The sequence below is a fragment of the Phenylobacterium kunshanense genome (assembly GCF_003254525.1).
Taxonomy (GTDB): domain Bacteria; phylum Pseudomonadota; class Alphaproteobacteria; order Caulobacterales; family Caulobacteraceae; genus Phenylobacterium; species Phenylobacterium kunshanense.
The window spans coordinates 12,484-28,402 of the sequence record NZ_QFYS01000013.1 but is presented as its reverse complement, the minus strand read 5'-3'; the positions used below and the strand labels follow the sequence as shown (position 1 = coordinate 28,402).

Genomic DNA, 15,919 nt, shown 5'->3' with positions numbered 1-15,919 from the left:
CTCCCGTTCCCGAGCCAGACCGGAAAGTTCCATGGCCGACGACGCCCCTACGCCCACCCGCGACTACCGCGAGACCGTCTTCCTTCCCGAGACGCCCTTCCCCATGCGCGCAGGCCTGCCGCAGAAGGAGCCGCAGATCCTCGCCAAGTGGGATGAGCAGAACCTCTACCACGCCATCCGCGCCGACCGGCAGCGCGCCGGGGCGCCGCTGTTCGTGCTGCACGACGGCCCGCCCTACGCCAACGGGGCCATCCACATCGGCCACGCGCTGCAGAAGACGCTGAAGGACTTCGTCGTCCGCTCGCGCTTCCTGCTCGGCTATGACGTCGACTTCGTGCCCGGCTGGGACTGCCACGGCCTGCCGATCGAGTGGAAGATCGAGGAGGAGCTGCGCGGCCAGGGCCGGCGCAAGGACGAGGTCTCCAAGGCCGAGTTCCGCACCCGCTGCCGCGAGTACGCCGCCCACTGGATCGACGTGCAGTGCCAGGGCTTCAAGCGCCTGGGCGTGATCGGCGACTGGGAGAACCGCTACGCGACCATGGACTTTGCGTCCGAGGCCGCCATCGTCGCCGAGTTCCACAAGTTCGTGGCCTCGGGCCAGCTCTACCGCGGCTCCAAGCCGGTGATGTGGAGCCCGGTCGAGCGCACCGCCCTGGCCGACGCCGAAGTCGAGTACCACGACCACGTCAGCCCCACGGTCTGGGTGAAGTTCCCGGTCACCGAGGGCAGCGACGCGGCCCGCGGGGCCAGCGTGGTGATCTGGACCACCACACCCTGGACCATCCCCGCCAACCGGGCGATCAGCTACAACGAGGCCATCGCCTACTCGGTATATGTGGTCGAGCAGATTCAGGGCGGCCTGGAGTTCGAGCCCTGGGCCGCGCCGGGCGACCGCCTGATCGTCGCCGACAAGCTGGTGGCCGACGTCATGGACGCCGCCAAGGTCGCCAAGTACCGCCGCGTCGAGCCGGTCGATTGCCAGGGCATGGTCTGCGAACATCCGCTGGCCAACCTCGACCCGCATTACCAGTTCGGCGTGCCGCTGCTGGCCGGCGACCATGTGACGGACGACGCCGGCACCGGCTTCGTCCACACCGCCCCCGGCCACGGCGCCGACGACTACATGGTCTGGATCGCCCACGGCCATCGCGAGATCCCCGAGACCGTCGATCCCGATGGCGCCTACTATCCGCACGTCGCCCTGTTCGCGGGCCTCAAGGTGCTGGAGACCGAGGGCAAGAAGGCCGGCAAATTCGGCCCGGCCAACCCGGCGGTGATCGAAAAGCTGATCGAGGCGGGCCGACTCTTGGCCCGCGGGCGGCTGGAGCACAGCTATCCGCACTCCTGGCGCTCCAAGGCCCCGGTGATCTTCCGCAACACACCCCAGTGGTTCATCCGCATGGACGAGCCGGTGGAGACGAAGGAGCTGGGCGGCCGCACTCTGCGCGAGGCGGCGCTGGAGGCCATCGAGGCCACCGCCTTCTATCCCGCCCAGGGCAAGAACCGCATCCGCTCGATGGTCGAGAGCCGCCCCGACTGGCTGATCAGCCGCCAGCGGGCCTGGGGCGCGCCGCTGGCCATGTTCGTCGACAAGGAGACGAACCAGCCGCTGCACGATCCCGAGGTCGACGCCCGCATCGTCGAGGCGATCAAGGCCGAGGGCGCCGACGCCTGGTTCAACCGTCCGGTCACCGACTTCCTGGGGCCGCACGACCCCGAGCGCTACGAGAAGGTCGAGGACATCCTCGACGTCTGGTTCGACAGCGGCTCGACCCACGCCTTCACGCTGGAGAACCGCGCCCACACCAAGTGGCCGGCCGACCTCTACCTCGAAGGCTCGGACCAGCACCGCGGCTGGTTCCAGAGCTCGCTGCTGGAGAGCTCGGGCACCCGCGGCCGCGCGCCCTACGACGCCATCCTCACCCACGGCTTCACCATGGATGAGAACGGCGAGAAGATGTCCAAGTCCAAGGGCAACACCGTCGATCCCGAGGTGGTGATCCGCGAGAGCGGGGCCGAGATCATCCGCATCTGGGCGGCGATGATCGACTACGCCGACGACAGCCGGATCGGGAAGACGATCCTGCAGACCACCTCCGACGCCTACCGCAAGCTGCGCAACACCATCCGCTACATGCTGGGCGCCCTCGCCGACTTCTCGCCGGACGAGGCGGTGGAACTGGACCAGATGCCGCCGCTGGAGCGCTTCATCCTGCACCGCCTGTGGGAGCTGGATGGCCAGGTGCGCGCCGCCTACGAGAGCTATGTCTTCCAGGACGTGATCCGGCCGGTGCTCGACTTCTGCCAAGAGGACTTGTCGGCACTGTTCTTCGACATCCGCAAGGACAGTTTGTACTGTGATCGCCCGGACCACCTGACGCGGAGGGCAGCCCGGACCGTCATGCATGAGACATTCGAGCGGCTAACCGCGTGGCTCTCCCCCCTCATGCCGTTCACCATGGAGGAGGCATGGCTCACTCGCTTCCCGCAAGCGCACTCCAACTGCTTGCGGACACTTCCGCAAACGCCGGGAGAATGGCGGAACGACTACGAATCTAGTCGTTGGGCGAAAGTTAAAGCGGTAACGACTGTTGTAACTGGTGAGCTTGAGATTAAACGACAGGCGAAAGAGGTCGGCGCCGCACTTGAATCAAATCCGCTCGTACAAATACTAGATCGAGATTCGCTTGAGGCTTTCGAGGGGCTGAATCCAGCCGAAGTCTTCCGCACGAGCGATTGCGAACTTGGAAACCCCGATTGGGATGATCATCTAGCGGCGCAAGCGCCTGCCGGATACTTATCTAAGCAATTCAACCGGCCAGACGTCGGACATGTCTACGTAACCCATCGCGCCGCGTCCGGCGAGAAGTGCGAGCGTTGCCGACGCAGGCTTCCCGAAGTCACCGCCCCCAAGTTCCTCTGCGTTCGATGCGATGACGCCGTGGCGGCCTGGGACGCGGCCCGCGCATGACCGAAACCGCCGAGAAGGTCCCCGCCGGCAGGCTGACGGCCTGGGCGTGGCGCGCCTACGCGATCGCCGCCGTCGTCCTGATCCTGGACCAGGTCAGCAAGCACTGGATCCTCTCGGTCCTGCGCCTGCCCGAGGGCGTGCCGATGGAGGTGGTCTGGCCGCTCCAGTTCACCCGCATCTGGAACGAGGGGGTCAGCTTCGGCCTGCTGCAGGCGGAACACGACCTCGTCCGCTGGGGCATGGTGGTGTTCAACCTCGGTGTCGCCGTGCTGCTGTCGGTGTGGGCCCGCAACCAGACGCGCGCCCTGCCCGCGTTGGGCCTGGCGCTCCTGATCGGCGGCGCGATCGGCAACGCCATCGACCGGGCGCGCTTCGGCGCGGTGGTCGATTTCATCGACGTGCAGCGGATCGGCTTCTTCCCGTGGATCTTCAACATCGCCGACTCGGGGATCACCATCGGCGTCATCCTGCTACTGCTCGACAGCCTGCGGCGAGAACGCCCCGCGTGACGCCGTTGGCGCGGGCGGCCGCTTGCGCTATTCGGAGTCGGTAACGAAGTCCGCCCGCCGTTTTCCGGCCACGGAAATGGGGCAGTCTGAGACACAGGGCGCGTCCGCGCCGGAGGAGTCTTCTAGGTTCATGAGCTTCAATCGCGTGATCGTGGCGACCGCTCTGGTCGCGGCCGCGGGCCTTGCCGGCTGCCAGTCGACCCAGAAGGCCCTGGGCATGAGCAAGGTGACCCCCGACGAGTTCCGGGTCGTGACCAAGGCTCCCCTGGTCGTGCCGCCCGACTACGCCCTGCGCCCGCCGGCGCCCGGCGAGCCGCGGCCCCAGGAACTCCAGCCCGAGAGCGCGGCGCGCAACGCCCTGCTGGGTCAGCGCGAGGGCGAGCAGCGCACCGACGGCGAGAAGCTGCTGGTCGCCAAGGCCGGCGCCGACAAGGCAGACCCGCTGGTCCGCTACGTGGTCGATGATGAGTTCGGCGACCTGGCCCACAAGGAAAAGGGCTTCGCCGACCGGGTGATGTTCTGGAGGAAGGGCGACGCCCCGGCCAAGCCCGCCGAGGGCGCGGGCCTGGACAACTCCAACGCCCCCGTGGACGCCGCCGCCGAGCAGGAGCGCGTGGCTAAGCTGACCGGCGGAAAGCCGATCACCATCCAGCGCGAGGCCAAGAGCCGGATCAAGCTCCCGGGGCTCTAGGCCGCGGATGAAAGCCTACCGCTACCTCACGGGCCCCGACGACTCGGCGTTCTGCCACCGCGTGACCGCGGCGCTAAACGCCGGCTGGTCGCTGCACGGCTCGCCGAGCCTCACCTATGACCCGGAATCCAAGCGGGTTATCTGCGGTCAGGCGATCGTGAAGGAAGTCGAGGGCGACTACACGCCCGACCTCAAGCTCTCCGAACTGTAGTTCCTACTCCTCGCCCGGCGTCTTAACCGTCAGGCCCTGCGCGCGCAGCCGGTCCAGCACGCCCCCCTGCGCCAGCAGCGGCCGCAGCGGGACCAGCACGATCGCATGGCCCGGGGTCTTCAGGGCATTTGCGATCGCCGCCGCCTCGTCGGCCTTCATACGCTCGTCATAGGTCCGGCCGCCTGAGATCGTGGCCAGGCAACGCTCGTAGGTGCGCTCGTTCTGCAGCGCGCCTTCCACGTCACCCTCGGCCCAAGCCCGCGCCGCCTCCAGAGTCACGCCGGGGCCCGCCTCGGCCTGAGCCAGCACCTCGTCGAAACAGATCCGCCCCAGGTTCGCCGGCGTGCGGATGATCCCGCCGAGTTGCGGCCCGAGGTCGTAGCTCTTCTCCACTACCCTCACGCCCTTCTGCTGAGCGAGGTATCGGACCAGCTTGGCCGGATCCATGTTGGTGAGCTGGCTGGCGTCCCGGTAGTCGATGGCCAGCTGCACGCCCGCCGCCAGCGGGTTGCTGGTCCGATAGCGGCCCGCGTCCTTGCCGAGCCGCGTCCGGACGGCGACGAACCGCGCCCGCGTCGCCGGGTCCAGCTTCTCCTCGTAGGGTCCGCCGGACCTGAGCCGCGCCAGGTTGAACGCCGTCCCGAGCGAACCGCCCAGCTTGGCCTTCACGTTCACGAACGGCAGGACGACCACATTGGCGCCTTCCAGCCGGCGCTCGAAGATCGACCGGTCCCACGCCATGCGCTTGGGCGCCAGCGACGGCACGCCCAGCACATAGACCGTGGTGTCGGCGTCGGTGACCCGCCACCAGGCCGGCCCAGGCAGACGGCCGCGCACCACCAGTTCCTCGACCAGGGTCGCGTCGGGGTCCTCGGGCGCGGGCGGAACCTGCGCCTGCGCCGGCAGGGCGAGCAGAGTCAGGATGGCGGCCAACGGGGCGAGACGATTCAGCACGGACGGGCGCCTCCCTGGAATCGTACTATGTAGTCAGGTCCAGCCGTCATGCCGATCCGTCGCCTCCCGACCGAACTCATCAACCGCATCGCCGCCGGCGAGGTGGTGGAACGGCCTGCGAGCGCGGTCAAGGAACTGGTGGAGAACGCCCTCGACGCCGGCGCCTCCGAAGTCCAGGTCCAGGCCGACGGCGGGGGCCTCACCCGCATCCTCGTCGCCGATGACGGCGGCGGTTTGACGGCCGACGAGCTGCCGCTGGCCGTCGAACGCCACGCCACCTCCAAGCTCGCGCCCGACGACGCCGGCGACTACGACCTGCTCAGGATCGCCACCCTCGGCTTCCGGGGCGAGGCCCTGCCCTCCATTGGCTCGGTGGCGCGCCTGTCGATCACCAGCCGGGCCCGCGGCCAGGCCGACGCCCACGCGATCTTCGTGGACGGCGGCGCGGTGGGCCAGGTCTCGCCCGCCGCCTTCCCCGGCCCGCACGGGGCGCGGGTGGAGGTGCGCGACCTCTTCTACGCCACGCCCGCACGCCTGAAGTTCATGAAGTCCGAGCGCTCGGAGGCGCAGGCCATCACCGAAGAGCTGAAGCGCCAGGCCATGGCCCACGAGGCCGTCGGCTTCGCGCTCGACCTGGACGGCCGCCGCACCCTGCGCCTTCCTGCCGAGGCGCCGGGCGACGAGGGCCGCCTCGCCCGCCTCGGCGCCATCATGGGCCGCGAGTTCTCGGACAACGCCCTGCTCATCGACCACGAGCGCGAGGGCGTCCGCCTCTCCGGCTACGCCGGCCTGCCCACCTACAACCGCGGCAACGCCGCCCACCAGTACCTCTTCGTCAACGGCCGGCCGGTGCGCGACCGCCTGCTGCAGGGCGCCCTGCGCGGCGCCTACGCCGACTTCCTCGCCCGCGACCGACACCCGGCCTGCGCCCTCTACGTCGAGCTCGATCCCGGCCTGGTCGACGTGAACGTCCACCCGGCCAAGGCCGAGGTGCGCTTCCGCGACCCCGCCCTCGTGCGCGGCCTGATCGTCGGCGGCCTGCGGCACGCGCTGGCAGCCGCCGGCCATCGCGCCTCCACAACCGTCGCCATGGCGGCGTTGGGCGGCTTCCGGGCCGAGACCATGCCGCCCGTGCCGCACCGACCGTCCGGCGGGGGCTTTTCGGCCTGGGCGCAGGGCGGATGGACACCCACTCCGACCGCTCAGGCCATCCCCGGCCTGTCCGAGGTCTCCGCCCGCGCCGAACCCGAGCCCGATCTCGCGGGGTTCGCAGACGCGCCCGCCGCCACGCCGGCCTTCGATCTCGTGGACTTCCCGCTCGGCGCCGCCCGCGCCCAGGTGCACGAGACCTACATCGTCGCCCAGACTCGCGACGGGATGGTCATCGTCGACCAGCACGCGGCGCACGAGCGCCTCGTCTACGAACGCATGAAGGCCGAGATGGCCGAGGGCGGGGTCGCCCGCCAGGCGTTGCTGCTCCCCGAGGTCGTGGAGCTGGACCCCGCCGAGGCCGAGCGCGTCGCGGCCCGCGCCGACGAGCTGGCCGCCCTCGGCCTCGTGGTCGAACCCTTCGGCCCCGGCGCCGTCCTGGTGCGCGAGGTCCCGGCCCTGCTGGGCGACACCGACGTCATCGGCCTCGTGCGCGACATCGCCGACGACCTCTCCGAGAACGGCTCCGCCCTGGCGCTGAAGGAACGGCTGGAGGAGGTCTGCGGGACCATGGCCTGTCACGGCTCGGTCCGTTCGGGCCGCCGGCTCACCGCCCCCGAGATGAACGCCCTGCTGCGCCAGATGGAGGCCACGCCGCACTCCGGCCAATGCAATCATGGCCGGCCCACCTATGTGGAACTCAAGCTCGCCGACATCGAGCGCCTGTTCGGCCGCCGCTGACCCTGCGACACCGCCTGCGACGTTAACGAAGGTTGCCGACCGCCCTCCCGCCTCTACTGTTCGGGCGGCAACAGGGATCCCGGGACGCCGGGCTCGCAGATGAACGCTCCGAGAGGTTACTTCGCGTCGAGTCGCTTCGCCGGGGACGGCTTCTTCCGCAGCGCCCTTGAGAGCAGCCCCGACTGCGTCAAGATCCTGGACCTCGCTGGCCACATCCAGTTCGTGAACCGCAACGGCGTCGAGCTGATGGAAGCCGCCGACGCCGCCGACCTGCTGGGCGTCGAATGGCTTTCGCTGTGGGGCGATGCCGAGCGACCGCGGGTCGCGGCCGCCCTCGCCCGGGGCGTGGCGGGAGAGACCGACCGGGTGATGGGCCCGGCCGTCACCTTCAAGGGCGTGGTGCGCGACTTCGACAATGTCATCGCGCCGCTTTGCGACGACGACGGCGCCCCCGTGGCGCTCCTGGTGACCTCTCGGGACGTCACGGAGATCGAGGCCGCCAGGCGCGCCGCCGAGCAGCGGGAACGCGAGGCCGAGCTGCAGGCCGCCATCCTCCGCTCCGCCAACGAGGTCGCCCGCCTGGGCGGCTGGCATTGCGACTACCGGACAGGTCTTCTGACGCGATCGGAGGAATGCGTACGCCTGATGGGCGGAGGGCCTGCGGTGCAGCCCCTGGCCGATGGCCTGGATCCTTACGATCCCGAAGATCGGCCCCGCATCGCACTCCTGATGTCGCGCTCGCGTCCGCCCGGCGAGCGGCTCCACTACGAGGTCCGCTTCACGCGCTATGACGGCTCGCGCGGCTGGCTGCGCGTCTTCGGCGAAGGCGTATACGAGGACGGCGTCTGCGTGGGCCTGCGTGGCGCGGCCATGGACATCTCGGATGAAAAGGCCGCCGAGGAGACGATCAAACGCGCCGAACAGCGGCTGATTCTCGCACTCCAGCTCGCCGGGATGCACGTCTACGAGCTGGACTTCGACCGGCGCCAGCTCACCCACCACGGCTCGGACGACGCGCTGTTCGAACGGGAGCTTGTCTTCGAGGATCTCTGGCCGGGGCTGGAGATGATCGTGGACGTGGCGGACCGCGAACGCGTCAGCCGCGAGTGGGAAGTCGCCATCGCGGAGGGGGCCTCATTCCGCTCCGAGTTCCGGATGAGTCGCGCGGACGGTCGAGAAGTCTGGGTCTTCGCCGTGGCCGAGATCACCCCCGACGATTCTGGGGAGCCCCGGCGCGTGATCGGCGCGCTGATGGACATCACCGCCCGAAAGCGCGGCGAGCTGCAGACCCTCGACGCCATGGCGCGGATGCAGGAGCACGAGACGCGCCAGAAGCTGCTGCTCGACGAACTGAACCACCGGGTGAAGAACACCCTGGCGGCCGTCCAGTCGGTGGCCGTGCAGACCCTGCGCGACGAGGGCGACATGGCCCAGGCGCGCGACCTCTTCATCGAGCGGCTGCTGGCGCTGTCGTCCACGCACAACCTGCTGGTCCGCCGCGCCTGGGAGAGCGCCTGCCTCCACGAACTCACCGAGAGCACCCTGCGTCCTTACGGGCGCCCCTATGCGCTGACCGGGCCCGACCTGCAGCTCGACCCGAACTTCGTGGTCAGCCTGGGCATGGCGCTGCACGAACTGGCCACCAACGCCCTGAAGCACGGCGCCTGGCGGGGCGCGGGGCGGGTGGACGTCGAGGTGTCCGAGACCGCCGGCGGCGACGTCTGCATCGTCTGGCGCGAGACGGGTGGCGGCGCCGTGGCTCCGCCGACCCGGCGCGGCTTCGGCTCGCGCCTGCTGGAGCGGGGCGTCGCGCGCGAGCTCGGCGGACGGGTCACGCTGGATTTCGCCCGCAGCGGCCTCGTCTGCGCGATTCGCGTGCCACAGGGCCCTCGGCTCCAGGTGGTTCGCGTCGAGGACTGAGACCTCAGGCCGCCGCCGCCTCGGCGCCCTCGACCGCCAGCACGGCGTTCATGGCGGCCAGCAGGCGCTCGGGCTTGATGGGCTTTTCCACCACGCCGTTCATCCCGCACAGGCGATAGAAGGCGGCGTCCGCCGGATCGGCGTTGGCGGTCAGCGCCAGGATGGGGGCCTGGGAAGCGGGCCCGCCACCCGAACGGATGCGGCGTGTGGCTTCGACGCCATCGACGCCGGGCATCTTGATGTCCATCAGGATGAGGTCGAAGCCCCCGTCCGCGGCGAGCCGGACCGCGTCGAGGCCGTTGTCGACCGTTTCGCAGACGCAGCCGAACATCTCGCACAGGGTCCGGGCGACCATCCGGTTCGTGGCGTTGTCGTCGACGATCAGGATCCGCACCGCCCCGGGCGCGGCCTCGATGGTCGATGCGGTGACGGCTTGGCTGGGCGCGGGCGCCGCGCGGTCGAGGACGACCTCGAAGACGAAGCGCGCGCCAGCCGCCTCGCATGGGTGGGCCGCGATCGCGCCGCCCATCCGCTCGACGATCTGGCGGCAGACCGCCAGCCCCAGGCCGGCGCCGCCGTGCCGGACGCCCTCCTCAGTCTGCAGGAAGGGGGTGAAGATGTCGGCCAGCCGATCCGGCGGGATCCCGGGGCCGGTGTCGCGGACCTCGCCCCGTAGGCGCACCCGATCGTCATGGACGCTTGCCGTCAGTCGCACCCGCACACCGCCCTTGGCGGTGAATTTCAGCGCATTGCCGACCAGGTTGTTGAGCACCTGTCGCAGTCGGACCTGATCCACGCGCACCCACAGGTCCTCGGGCCCCTCGTAGGCGGCGTCCACTGTCAGCCCCTTCAGCTCGGCCTGCGCCGCCCAGAGTCCCGCCACGTCGTCCAGCAGGCGCGCCGCTGCATGGACGTCCTCGTGCAGGGTCAGTTCCGCGGCCTCGGCCCGGGAGAGGTCGAGCGCATCGTTCAGCAGGCGAAGCAGAGCTCCGCCCGACTCGAGGATCGTGTCGATGAAGGGCGCGAGGTCCGGCTGCCCAGACTTGCGCTTCAGGATTTCCGCCACCGCCAGGACGCCGTTCAGCGGCGTACGGATTTCGTGGCTCATCACCGCCAGGAAGCGGCCCTTGGTGGCCAGAGCCTCGCTGGCTTCCCAGGCCAGCCGGCTCATGGTCTCCGCATGGCTGGCCGCCGCAGCCGCCGACGCCTGCAGGAGGTTCAAGGTCGTTCCGACGCCGGCATAGCGGCCCGCGCGCGTGACGATGAAGCCGTGCAGCAGTTCCGACGCCTGCTCGTCCAGCACCTGACCACAGAAGTCCGCCACCGAGGTCTCACCCGCCGCGACCACCGGATCGCGCTTCATCACGTGGGAGATGGGCCGCTTCGACCACAGGGCGTGACCGTACTGTGCGGCCATCAGGACCAGGAAGGCGTTCCGCTCCACAAGCCCCAGGGGTGTCCCGTCCGCATCGACCACGGCGATGGCCAGGGTGTCCGGTTCGTCCTGGAACCGCTGATAGACATCTCCGCCCAGGTCGGCCGGCGACACCGGCGGGACGTATGGCGCAATGTCGAACAGCCGGGTCATATCGAACTCCGCACAAGGGCGGGGCAACGGATCGCGGATGCACGCCTAACGCGCGGTTAGCTCAACTCTCCCCAATCAACAAACTTTCGCGAAATATTTGTGACACACATCACGCTTGAGCAAATTTCAGGAAATAGACGCGCGCCGCTCCGTATTCGCGATCGTCCAATACCTGGTAGTTTTCAACGGCGAGTGGCGACTCCGACGCACCGCGCTCGAAGACCACCGTGGCGCCGGGAGCCAGCCATCCTCCCGCCGCCAGCCGCTCCAGGGCCTGTTCGCCCAGGCCCTTGCCGTAGGGCGGGTCCAGGAACGCCAGGTCGAACGCCGGGCCGTCCGCCCCGGGCCTGACCCCCAGGTCGATGGCCGAGCGGCGATGCACGCGGGTACGGCCAAACAGTCCCATGGCGTCGACGTTCTCGCGGATCGCGCCCCGGGCCGCTTCGTCGGTCTCCACGAACAGGCAGAAGGCCGCGCCGCGCGACACGGCCTCGAAGCCGAGGGCGCCCGAGCCCGCGAACAGGTCGATCACCCGGCGATCACGAATACCCGGCGACCAGGACGCGTGTTCAAGGATGTTGAAGATCGCCTGCCGGGCGCGATCAGACGTCGGACGCGTGGCGTCTCCCTTCGGCGCCGCCAGCGCCTTGCCGCGAAACTCTCCCGCCACGATCCGCAAGCCGCCGCTCCCTGCCGTGCCCAATCCTGCCCTGCGCAGTCCTGCCCTTGGGGCACACTTCCCTGTTCCGCCTCCCCGTTCCAAGCTTTGGCCCAACAATCAAGGGGAGGACGGCCGATGGGCCTGGTGACGGTGAACCGCAACGGCGGGACGGCGGTGATGACCTATGCGAATCCGCCCTGGGGGACGATGACCGCCGCAGGGGCCCAGGAGATGTTGGAGGCCTTCCGCCCGCTGGCGGCCGATCCCGAGGTCCGGTCGGTGATCATCACCGGCGGCGTCCCCGGCATCTTCATCCGCCACTACGACGTCGATGAACTGTCCGACGCCAGCGATGCGACCGAGGGCGCGCCGCCCTTGCCGCCGCCCGAGCCGGGCCGCCGGCCACGGCAGGGCTTCCTGGCCCTGGTCGATGAGATCGCCGAGGCGCCTAAGCCCGTGGTCGCGGCGATCAACGGCCTCTGCCAGGGCGGCGGGTTCGAGCTGGCGCTCGCCTGCGACCTGCGCATCGCCGCGCCGGAGGCCGCCGCGATCGGCCTGCCCGAGACCCGCATCGGCATTTTCCCCGGCGGCGGCGGGACCCAGCGCCTGCCGCGCGTGGTCGGCGAGGCCAAGGCGCTGGAGATCATCCTGCGCGGGCTCACCTTCGACGGCGTAGAGGCGCACTGGATCGGCCTCGTTCACGAACTGGCCGCCGATCCGCTGGCGCGGGCGCTGGAGATCGCCGCCGAGTGGGAGGGGCGTGGGGCCGAGGGGATCGCCTACGCCAAGCGCCTTACCCGCGCGGCCCTCGACCGCCCGGTTTCGGACGGCCTGGCGGACGAGCGCCGGGGCTTTTCCGAGGTGATGCGGACGGCCTCGGCCCGCGCGGGCCTTCGCCGGGGCCGCCGGCCGGCCGAGATCCAGAAGGTCTAGCCGCGGCGGGCTTTGGGCCCGTGGGCCGTGCCCCTGTCGGTTTGGCCCCAGCCCTGGCTCCGAAAGGTTTGGCCGCTGAGGGCTTGCCCCCTGCGGGCTTGGCGCGAGCAGGCCTGGCCTCGACGTGCCTGGTATCGGCCTGCCTCCCATCGCCGGGCCGCGCGGCGGCCTTCTTCGGCGGCGGGTGGGGGCGGACCTTCTTCTTCGGCTTGGCCCAGCCGGCCTTGTATTCGGTCTTCCCCTTGGGCTCGCGCGGCGCAGCGGGGGCGGCGACGACCTCGGCCTCGTCCTGGGCTCTACGCCGCTTGCGGGCCGGCGAGCGGTACTGCGGGCGCTCGCCCTTCGGCAGGTTGGCCGGGTCGATGTGCTCGGCGAACTGCTCGCGGACCACCCGCGGCCCGACCTCCTCCAGTTCCCCGACGCCGAGGGTGCCCAGCGCCAGCGGGCCATAGGCCAGGCGGATCAGCCGGTTCACCTTCAGGCCCAGCGCCTCCAGCACGCGCCGCACCTCACGGTTCTTGCCCTCGTGCAGCGTGACCGTGAGCCAGAGGTTGGCGCCCTGCGGGCCTTCCTTGGCCTTGTCCAGCTTCGCCTCGATCGGCCCGTAGCGGACGCCCTCGACTGTGATGCCGTTCTTCAGGGTGTCCAGCTTCTCCTGCGTCGTGCGGCCGTGGGCCCGGGCGCGATAGCGGCGGACGATCGCCGTCGACGGCATCTCCAGCGCCCGCGCCAGCTCGCCGTCGTTGGTCAGCAGCAGCAGCCCCTCGGAGTTCAGGTCAAGCCGCCCGACCGAGATCAGGCGCGGCAAGCCCTCGGGCAGCGCCTCGAATACGGTCGGCCGCCCCACGGGGTCCTTGTGCGTCGTCACGAGACCGACGGGCTTGTGATAGCGGAACAGGCGTGTCGGCTCGGGCTCGCCCACCACCTCGCCGTCGACGGTTATGATGTCGCCGGGCTCGACCTTCACCGCTGGGGTGTCCAGGGTGCGGCCGTTGATCGCCACCCGCCCCTCGCCGATCAGGCGCTCCACGTCCCGGCGCGAGCCCACGCCGCAGCGCGCCAGCAGCTTGGCGACGCGCTCGCCCTCGCCGTCCTGGGGTTGACCTTCGCCCGCGGCGTCGCTTCGTAGGGGGTCGTGGACCATGATCGCCGGACAATGCGCATCGCGCTCGAAGCAGCGCAAGCCGCCGCGGACGCCGGCGAGACGCCCGTCGGCGCCGTGATCGTCGATCCGGCCACCGGCGAGGTCGTCGCTGTGGGCGCCAACCAGCCCATCGGCAGCCACGATCCGACCGCCCATGCCGAGGTCGTCGCCCTGCGCGCCGCCGCGGCGAAGCTGGGCAACTATCGCCTCACCAACCTGACCCTCTATGTGACGCTCGAGCCCTGCGCCATGTGCGCCGGGGCGATCAGCCATGCCCGTATCGGCCGGGTGGTGTTCGGCGCCGAAGATCCCAAGGGCGGCGCCGTCGTCCACGGCCCCCGCTTCTTCGAACAGCCCACCTGCCACTGGCGGCCTCAGGTCGAGGGCGGCGTCCTGGCCGAGGAGAGCTCGGCGATGCTGAAGGGCTTCTTCCAGGCCAGACGGAGGGCGAAGCCATGATCCTGGCCGCCCTGCTGGCCAGCGGCGCCGTCGCCGCCGTGGCCGACGTAGACAGGCTGTCCTGGATGGCCGGAAGCTGGATCGCCGAGAAGGACGGGGCCACGGTGCGCGAGACCTGGCTGCCGCCGCTGGGCGGCGTGATGGCGGGCGCGGGCCAGACCAACCGCCCGGGCCGCAAGCCCTTCGTCGAGCACATGAAGATCACCGCCGAGCCCGCCGGCGCCACCTTCACCGCCGTCCTCCCCGGACAGCCGCCGACGCCGTTCGTGCTGAAGCCTGGTCCCGACGGCGAGGCGGTCTTCGAGAACCTCGCCCACGACTATCCCCAGCGGGTCATCTACCGCCGCTGCGGCGTGGACCTCTGCGCCGCCGTGGAGGGCGCGGTGAAGGGCGCCCTTCGCCGCGAGGAATGGCGCTACACGCGAATCAAGTGATTGCGCCCGGCCCGGCGCCGGACCCATGATCCTTCCAATTATCGGTATGGCCCGAAGAGGCCGAACGGGAGGACGACATGGGACTGCTGGACGGGAAGGTCGCGATCATCACCGGGGCGGGGAACGGCCTGGGGGAAGCCTATGCGAAACTCTTCGCGCGGGAAGGCGCGGCGGTCGTCGTCAACGACCTGGGCGGCGCCCGCGACGGCAGCGGAGCCGACCGCTCGGCCGCCCAGAAGGTCGTGGACGCCATCGTCGCCGAGGGCGGCCGGGCCGTGGCCAACGGCGACGACGTCTCCACCGTGGCCGGGGGCGAGAACATCCTGAAGACCGCCCTCGACGCCTTCGGGCGCGTGGACATCCTGGTCTGCAACGCCGGCATCCTGCGCGACCGCAGCTTCGCCAACACCAGCGAGGAGGACTGGGACGCGGTCATCAAGGTCCACCTCAAGGGGACCTACTGCTGCGCCCTGCCGGTGTGGAAGTGGATGAAGGAGAACGGCGGCGGCTCCATGGTCCTGACCTCGTCCACCTCGGGCCTCTACGGCAATTTCGGCCAGACCAACTACGGCGCGGCCAAGGCCGGCATCTACGGCATGGTCCGGGTGATGGCGATCGAGGGCCGCAAGTACAACATCCGAGTCATGGGCCTCGCCCCCGGCGCCTACACCCGCATGACCTCGGACCTGCCCGGCCGCCAGGGGCGCGAGCCCGATCCGCTGAGCCTGCCCGAGAACGTCGCCCCCGGGGTGCTCTTCATGGTCTCGGACCTGGCCGCCGAGCACTCGGGAAAGATCCTCGGCGTCTCGGCCCGCGGCGTGCGCGAGATCAAGATGGTGGAGACGGAAGGCTTCGCGCCCGGCCGCCCCTACACCGCCCAGGAGGTCGCCGAGAACGCCGCCAAGGTGTTCTTCGACGTCCCGGAGAACGTCCACCGGCTGGGCGCGGCGGCGCGCTAGGCGAAGACGGCCAGCCGCGCCTCCAGGCGGTCGCGCACCGACGGCCATTCGTCCGCCAGGATCGAGAACACCACCGTGTCGCGCAGGCGGCCGGTCCAGGTGACCCGGTCCTGGCGCATGATCCCTTCCTGAACCGCGCCCAGCTTGGTCACCGCCGCCCGGCTGCGCAGGTTCAGGGCGTCGACGTGATAGACCACCCGCCGCGCGCCGGCGCCGAACGCATGGCCCATCATCAGCCGCTTGGCCGCCGGGTTCGTGGCCCCGCCCCGCTGGTCGGGCCGATAGTAGGTGCCCCCGACCGCCACCGCCGCATTGGCCGGCTCGATGGCGTAGAAGGTGGTGATCCCCACGACCTCTCCGCCGACCAGCACCGCGTAGGGCTGGTTGCTTCCCTCGGCCTGGTCGCGGCGCAGCTTCTCCCAGGTCGGCTCGAACTGCTCGTTGGCCCACGAGAAGGGGTAGAGCTCGGTCCAGATCCGCTGGTCGGCGTTGCAGGCCGCGCGCAGGCCCTCGCGGTGCGCGTCCTCCATCGGCTCCAGCCGCACGAACGCGTTTTCCAGGACCTGCGGAACCAGCTTCATTTTGCCCCTCCTCG

14 protein-coding genes and 1 pseudogene are annotated in these 15,919 nt (G+C 70.2%); 10 read left to right on the top strand and 5 right to left on the bottom strand.

The features are described from left to right. Positions 1–31: 31 nt before the first annotated feature. From ileS to DJ019_RS19810, 4 genes are all read left to right on the top strand, one after another. Positions 32–2,971: an isoleucine--tRNA ligase gene (gene ileS / locus DJ019_RS19825; protein WP_111278450.1), complete on the top strand. Its 2,940-nt coding sequence runs from the start codon at positions 32–34 to the stop codon at positions 2,969–2,971. Next, complete coding sequence (gene lspA, locus DJ019_RS19820; RefSeq protein WP_111278447.1) at positions 2,968–3,480, top strand: signal peptidase II; 513 nt, start codon at positions 2,968–2,970, stop codon at positions 3,478–3,480. Before ileS ends, lspA begins: the two co-directional genes overlap by 4 nt. A gap of 130 nt (positions 3,481–3,610) precedes the next feature. Then, the gene (locus DJ019_RS19815; RefSeq protein ID WP_111278444.1) at positions 3,611–4,171 is read left to right on the top strand and encodes a DUF3035 domain-containing protein; all 561 of its coding nucleotides are present in this window, start codon (positions 3,611–3,613) and stop codon (positions 4,169–4,171) included. 7 nt (positions 4,172–4,178) lie between these two features. Beyond that, positions 4,179–4,382 carry a DUF1737 domain-containing protein gene (locus tag DJ019_RS19810; RefSeq protein ID WP_111278441.1) on the top strand — a complete coding sequence of 68 codons (204 nt, stop codon included), beginning with the start codon at positions 4,179–4,181 and terminating at the stop codon, positions 4,380–4,382. Between the two features lie 3 nt (positions 4,383–4,385). On the opposite strand, the gene DJ019_RS19805 is transcribed toward DJ019_RS19810, so the two are convergent. Further along, positions 4,386–5,336, bottom strand: a complete 951-nt coding sequence (locus tag DJ019_RS19805; RefSeq protein ID WP_165844097.1) for a TraB/GumN family protein — start codon at positions 5,334–5,336, stop codon at positions 4,386–4,388. 48 nt (positions 5,337–5,384) lie between these two features. Here DJ019_RS19805 and mutL point away from each other — a divergent pair, with 48 nt between their 5' ends. Together mutL and DJ019_RS19795 are read left to right on the top strand one after the other, a co-directional pair. Beyond that, positions 5,385–7,226 carry a DNA mismatch repair endonuclease MutL gene (mutL, locus tag DJ019_RS19800; protein WP_111278435.1) on the top strand — a complete coding sequence of 614 codons (1,842 nt, stop codon included), beginning with the start codon at positions 5,385–5,387 and terminating at the stop codon, positions 7,224–7,226. A 99-nt stretch (positions 7,227–7,325) separates the two neighbouring features. Then, positions 7,326–9,146: an HWE histidine kinase domain-containing protein gene (locus DJ019_RS19795; protein ID WP_111278433.1), complete on the top strand. Its 1,821-nt coding sequence runs from the start codon at positions 7,326–7,328 to the stop codon at positions 9,144–9,146. A 4-nt stretch (positions 9,147–9,150) separates the two neighbouring features. Here the strand turns inward: DJ019_RS19795 and DJ019_RS19790 are convergent, their stop codons facing one another. Together DJ019_RS19790 and rsmD are read right to left on the bottom strand one after the other, a co-directional pair. After that, positions 9,151–10,734: an ATP-binding protein gene (locus DJ019_RS19790; RefSeq protein ID WP_111278430.1), complete on the bottom strand. Its 1,584-nt coding sequence runs from the start codon at positions 10,732–10,734 to the stop codon at positions 9,151–9,153. A gap of 109 nt (positions 10,735–10,843) precedes the next feature. Further along, on the bottom strand, positions 10,844–11,413 hold the full coding sequence (gene rsmD / locus DJ019_RS19785) for a 16S rRNA (guanine(966)-N(2))-methyltransferase RsmD (protein ID WP_111278427.1): 570 nt from the start codon (positions 11,411–11,413) through the stop codon (positions 10,844–10,846). A 117-nt stretch (positions 11,414–11,530) separates the two neighbouring features. On the opposite strand from rsmD, the pseudogene DJ019_RS21460 reads away from it, so the two are divergent. Then, a pseudogene (locus tag DJ019_RS21460) lies at positions 11,531–12,232 on the top strand (enoyl-CoA hydratase/isomerase family protein); the annotation flags it as partial. Here the strand turns inward: DJ019_RS21460 and DJ019_RS19775 are convergent. Next, a complete protein-coding gene (locus DJ019_RS19775) occupies positions 12,189–13,472 on the bottom strand; it encodes a pseudouridine synthase (RefSeq protein WP_111278423.1) in 1,284 nt (427 codons plus the stop codon). The pseudogene DJ019_RS21460 and the gene DJ019_RS19775 sit on opposite strands and share 44 nt — an antisense overlap. A gap of 12 nt (positions 13,473–13,484) precedes the next feature. Between DJ019_RS19775 and tadA the strand changes: the two genes are divergently transcribed. From tadA to DJ019_RS19760, 3 genes are all read left to right on the top strand, one after another. After that, positions 13,485–13,931 (top strand): tRNA adenosine(34) deaminase TadA, encoded by a 447-nt coding sequence (tadA, locus tag DJ019_RS19770; RefSeq protein WP_111278420.1) that lies wholly within the window; start codon positions 13,485–13,487, stop codon positions 13,929–13,931. Further along, positions 13,928–14,365 (top strand): DUF6265 family protein, encoded by a 438-nt coding sequence (locus DJ019_RS19765; RefSeq protein ID WP_111278418.1) that lies wholly within the window; start codon positions 13,928–13,930, stop codon positions 14,363–14,365. Before tadA ends, DJ019_RS19765 begins: the two co-directional genes overlap by 4 nt. A gap of 77 nt (positions 14,366–14,442) precedes the next feature. Next, positions 14,443–15,324 carry an SDR family NAD(P)-dependent oxidoreductase gene (locus DJ019_RS19760; protein WP_111278415.1) on the top strand — a complete coding sequence of 294 codons (882 nt, stop codon included), beginning with the start codon at positions 14,443–14,445 and terminating at the stop codon, positions 15,322–15,324. On the opposite strand, the gene DJ019_RS19755 is transcribed toward DJ019_RS19760, so the two are convergent. After that, entirely contained in the window at positions 15,321–15,905 is a 585-nt protein-coding gene (locus DJ019_RS19755) for a GNAT family N-acetyltransferase (protein ID WP_111278412.1), read from the bottom strand. The genes DJ019_RS19760 and DJ019_RS19755 overlap by 4 nt on opposite strands. Positions 15,906–15,919: the final 14 nt, after the last annotated feature.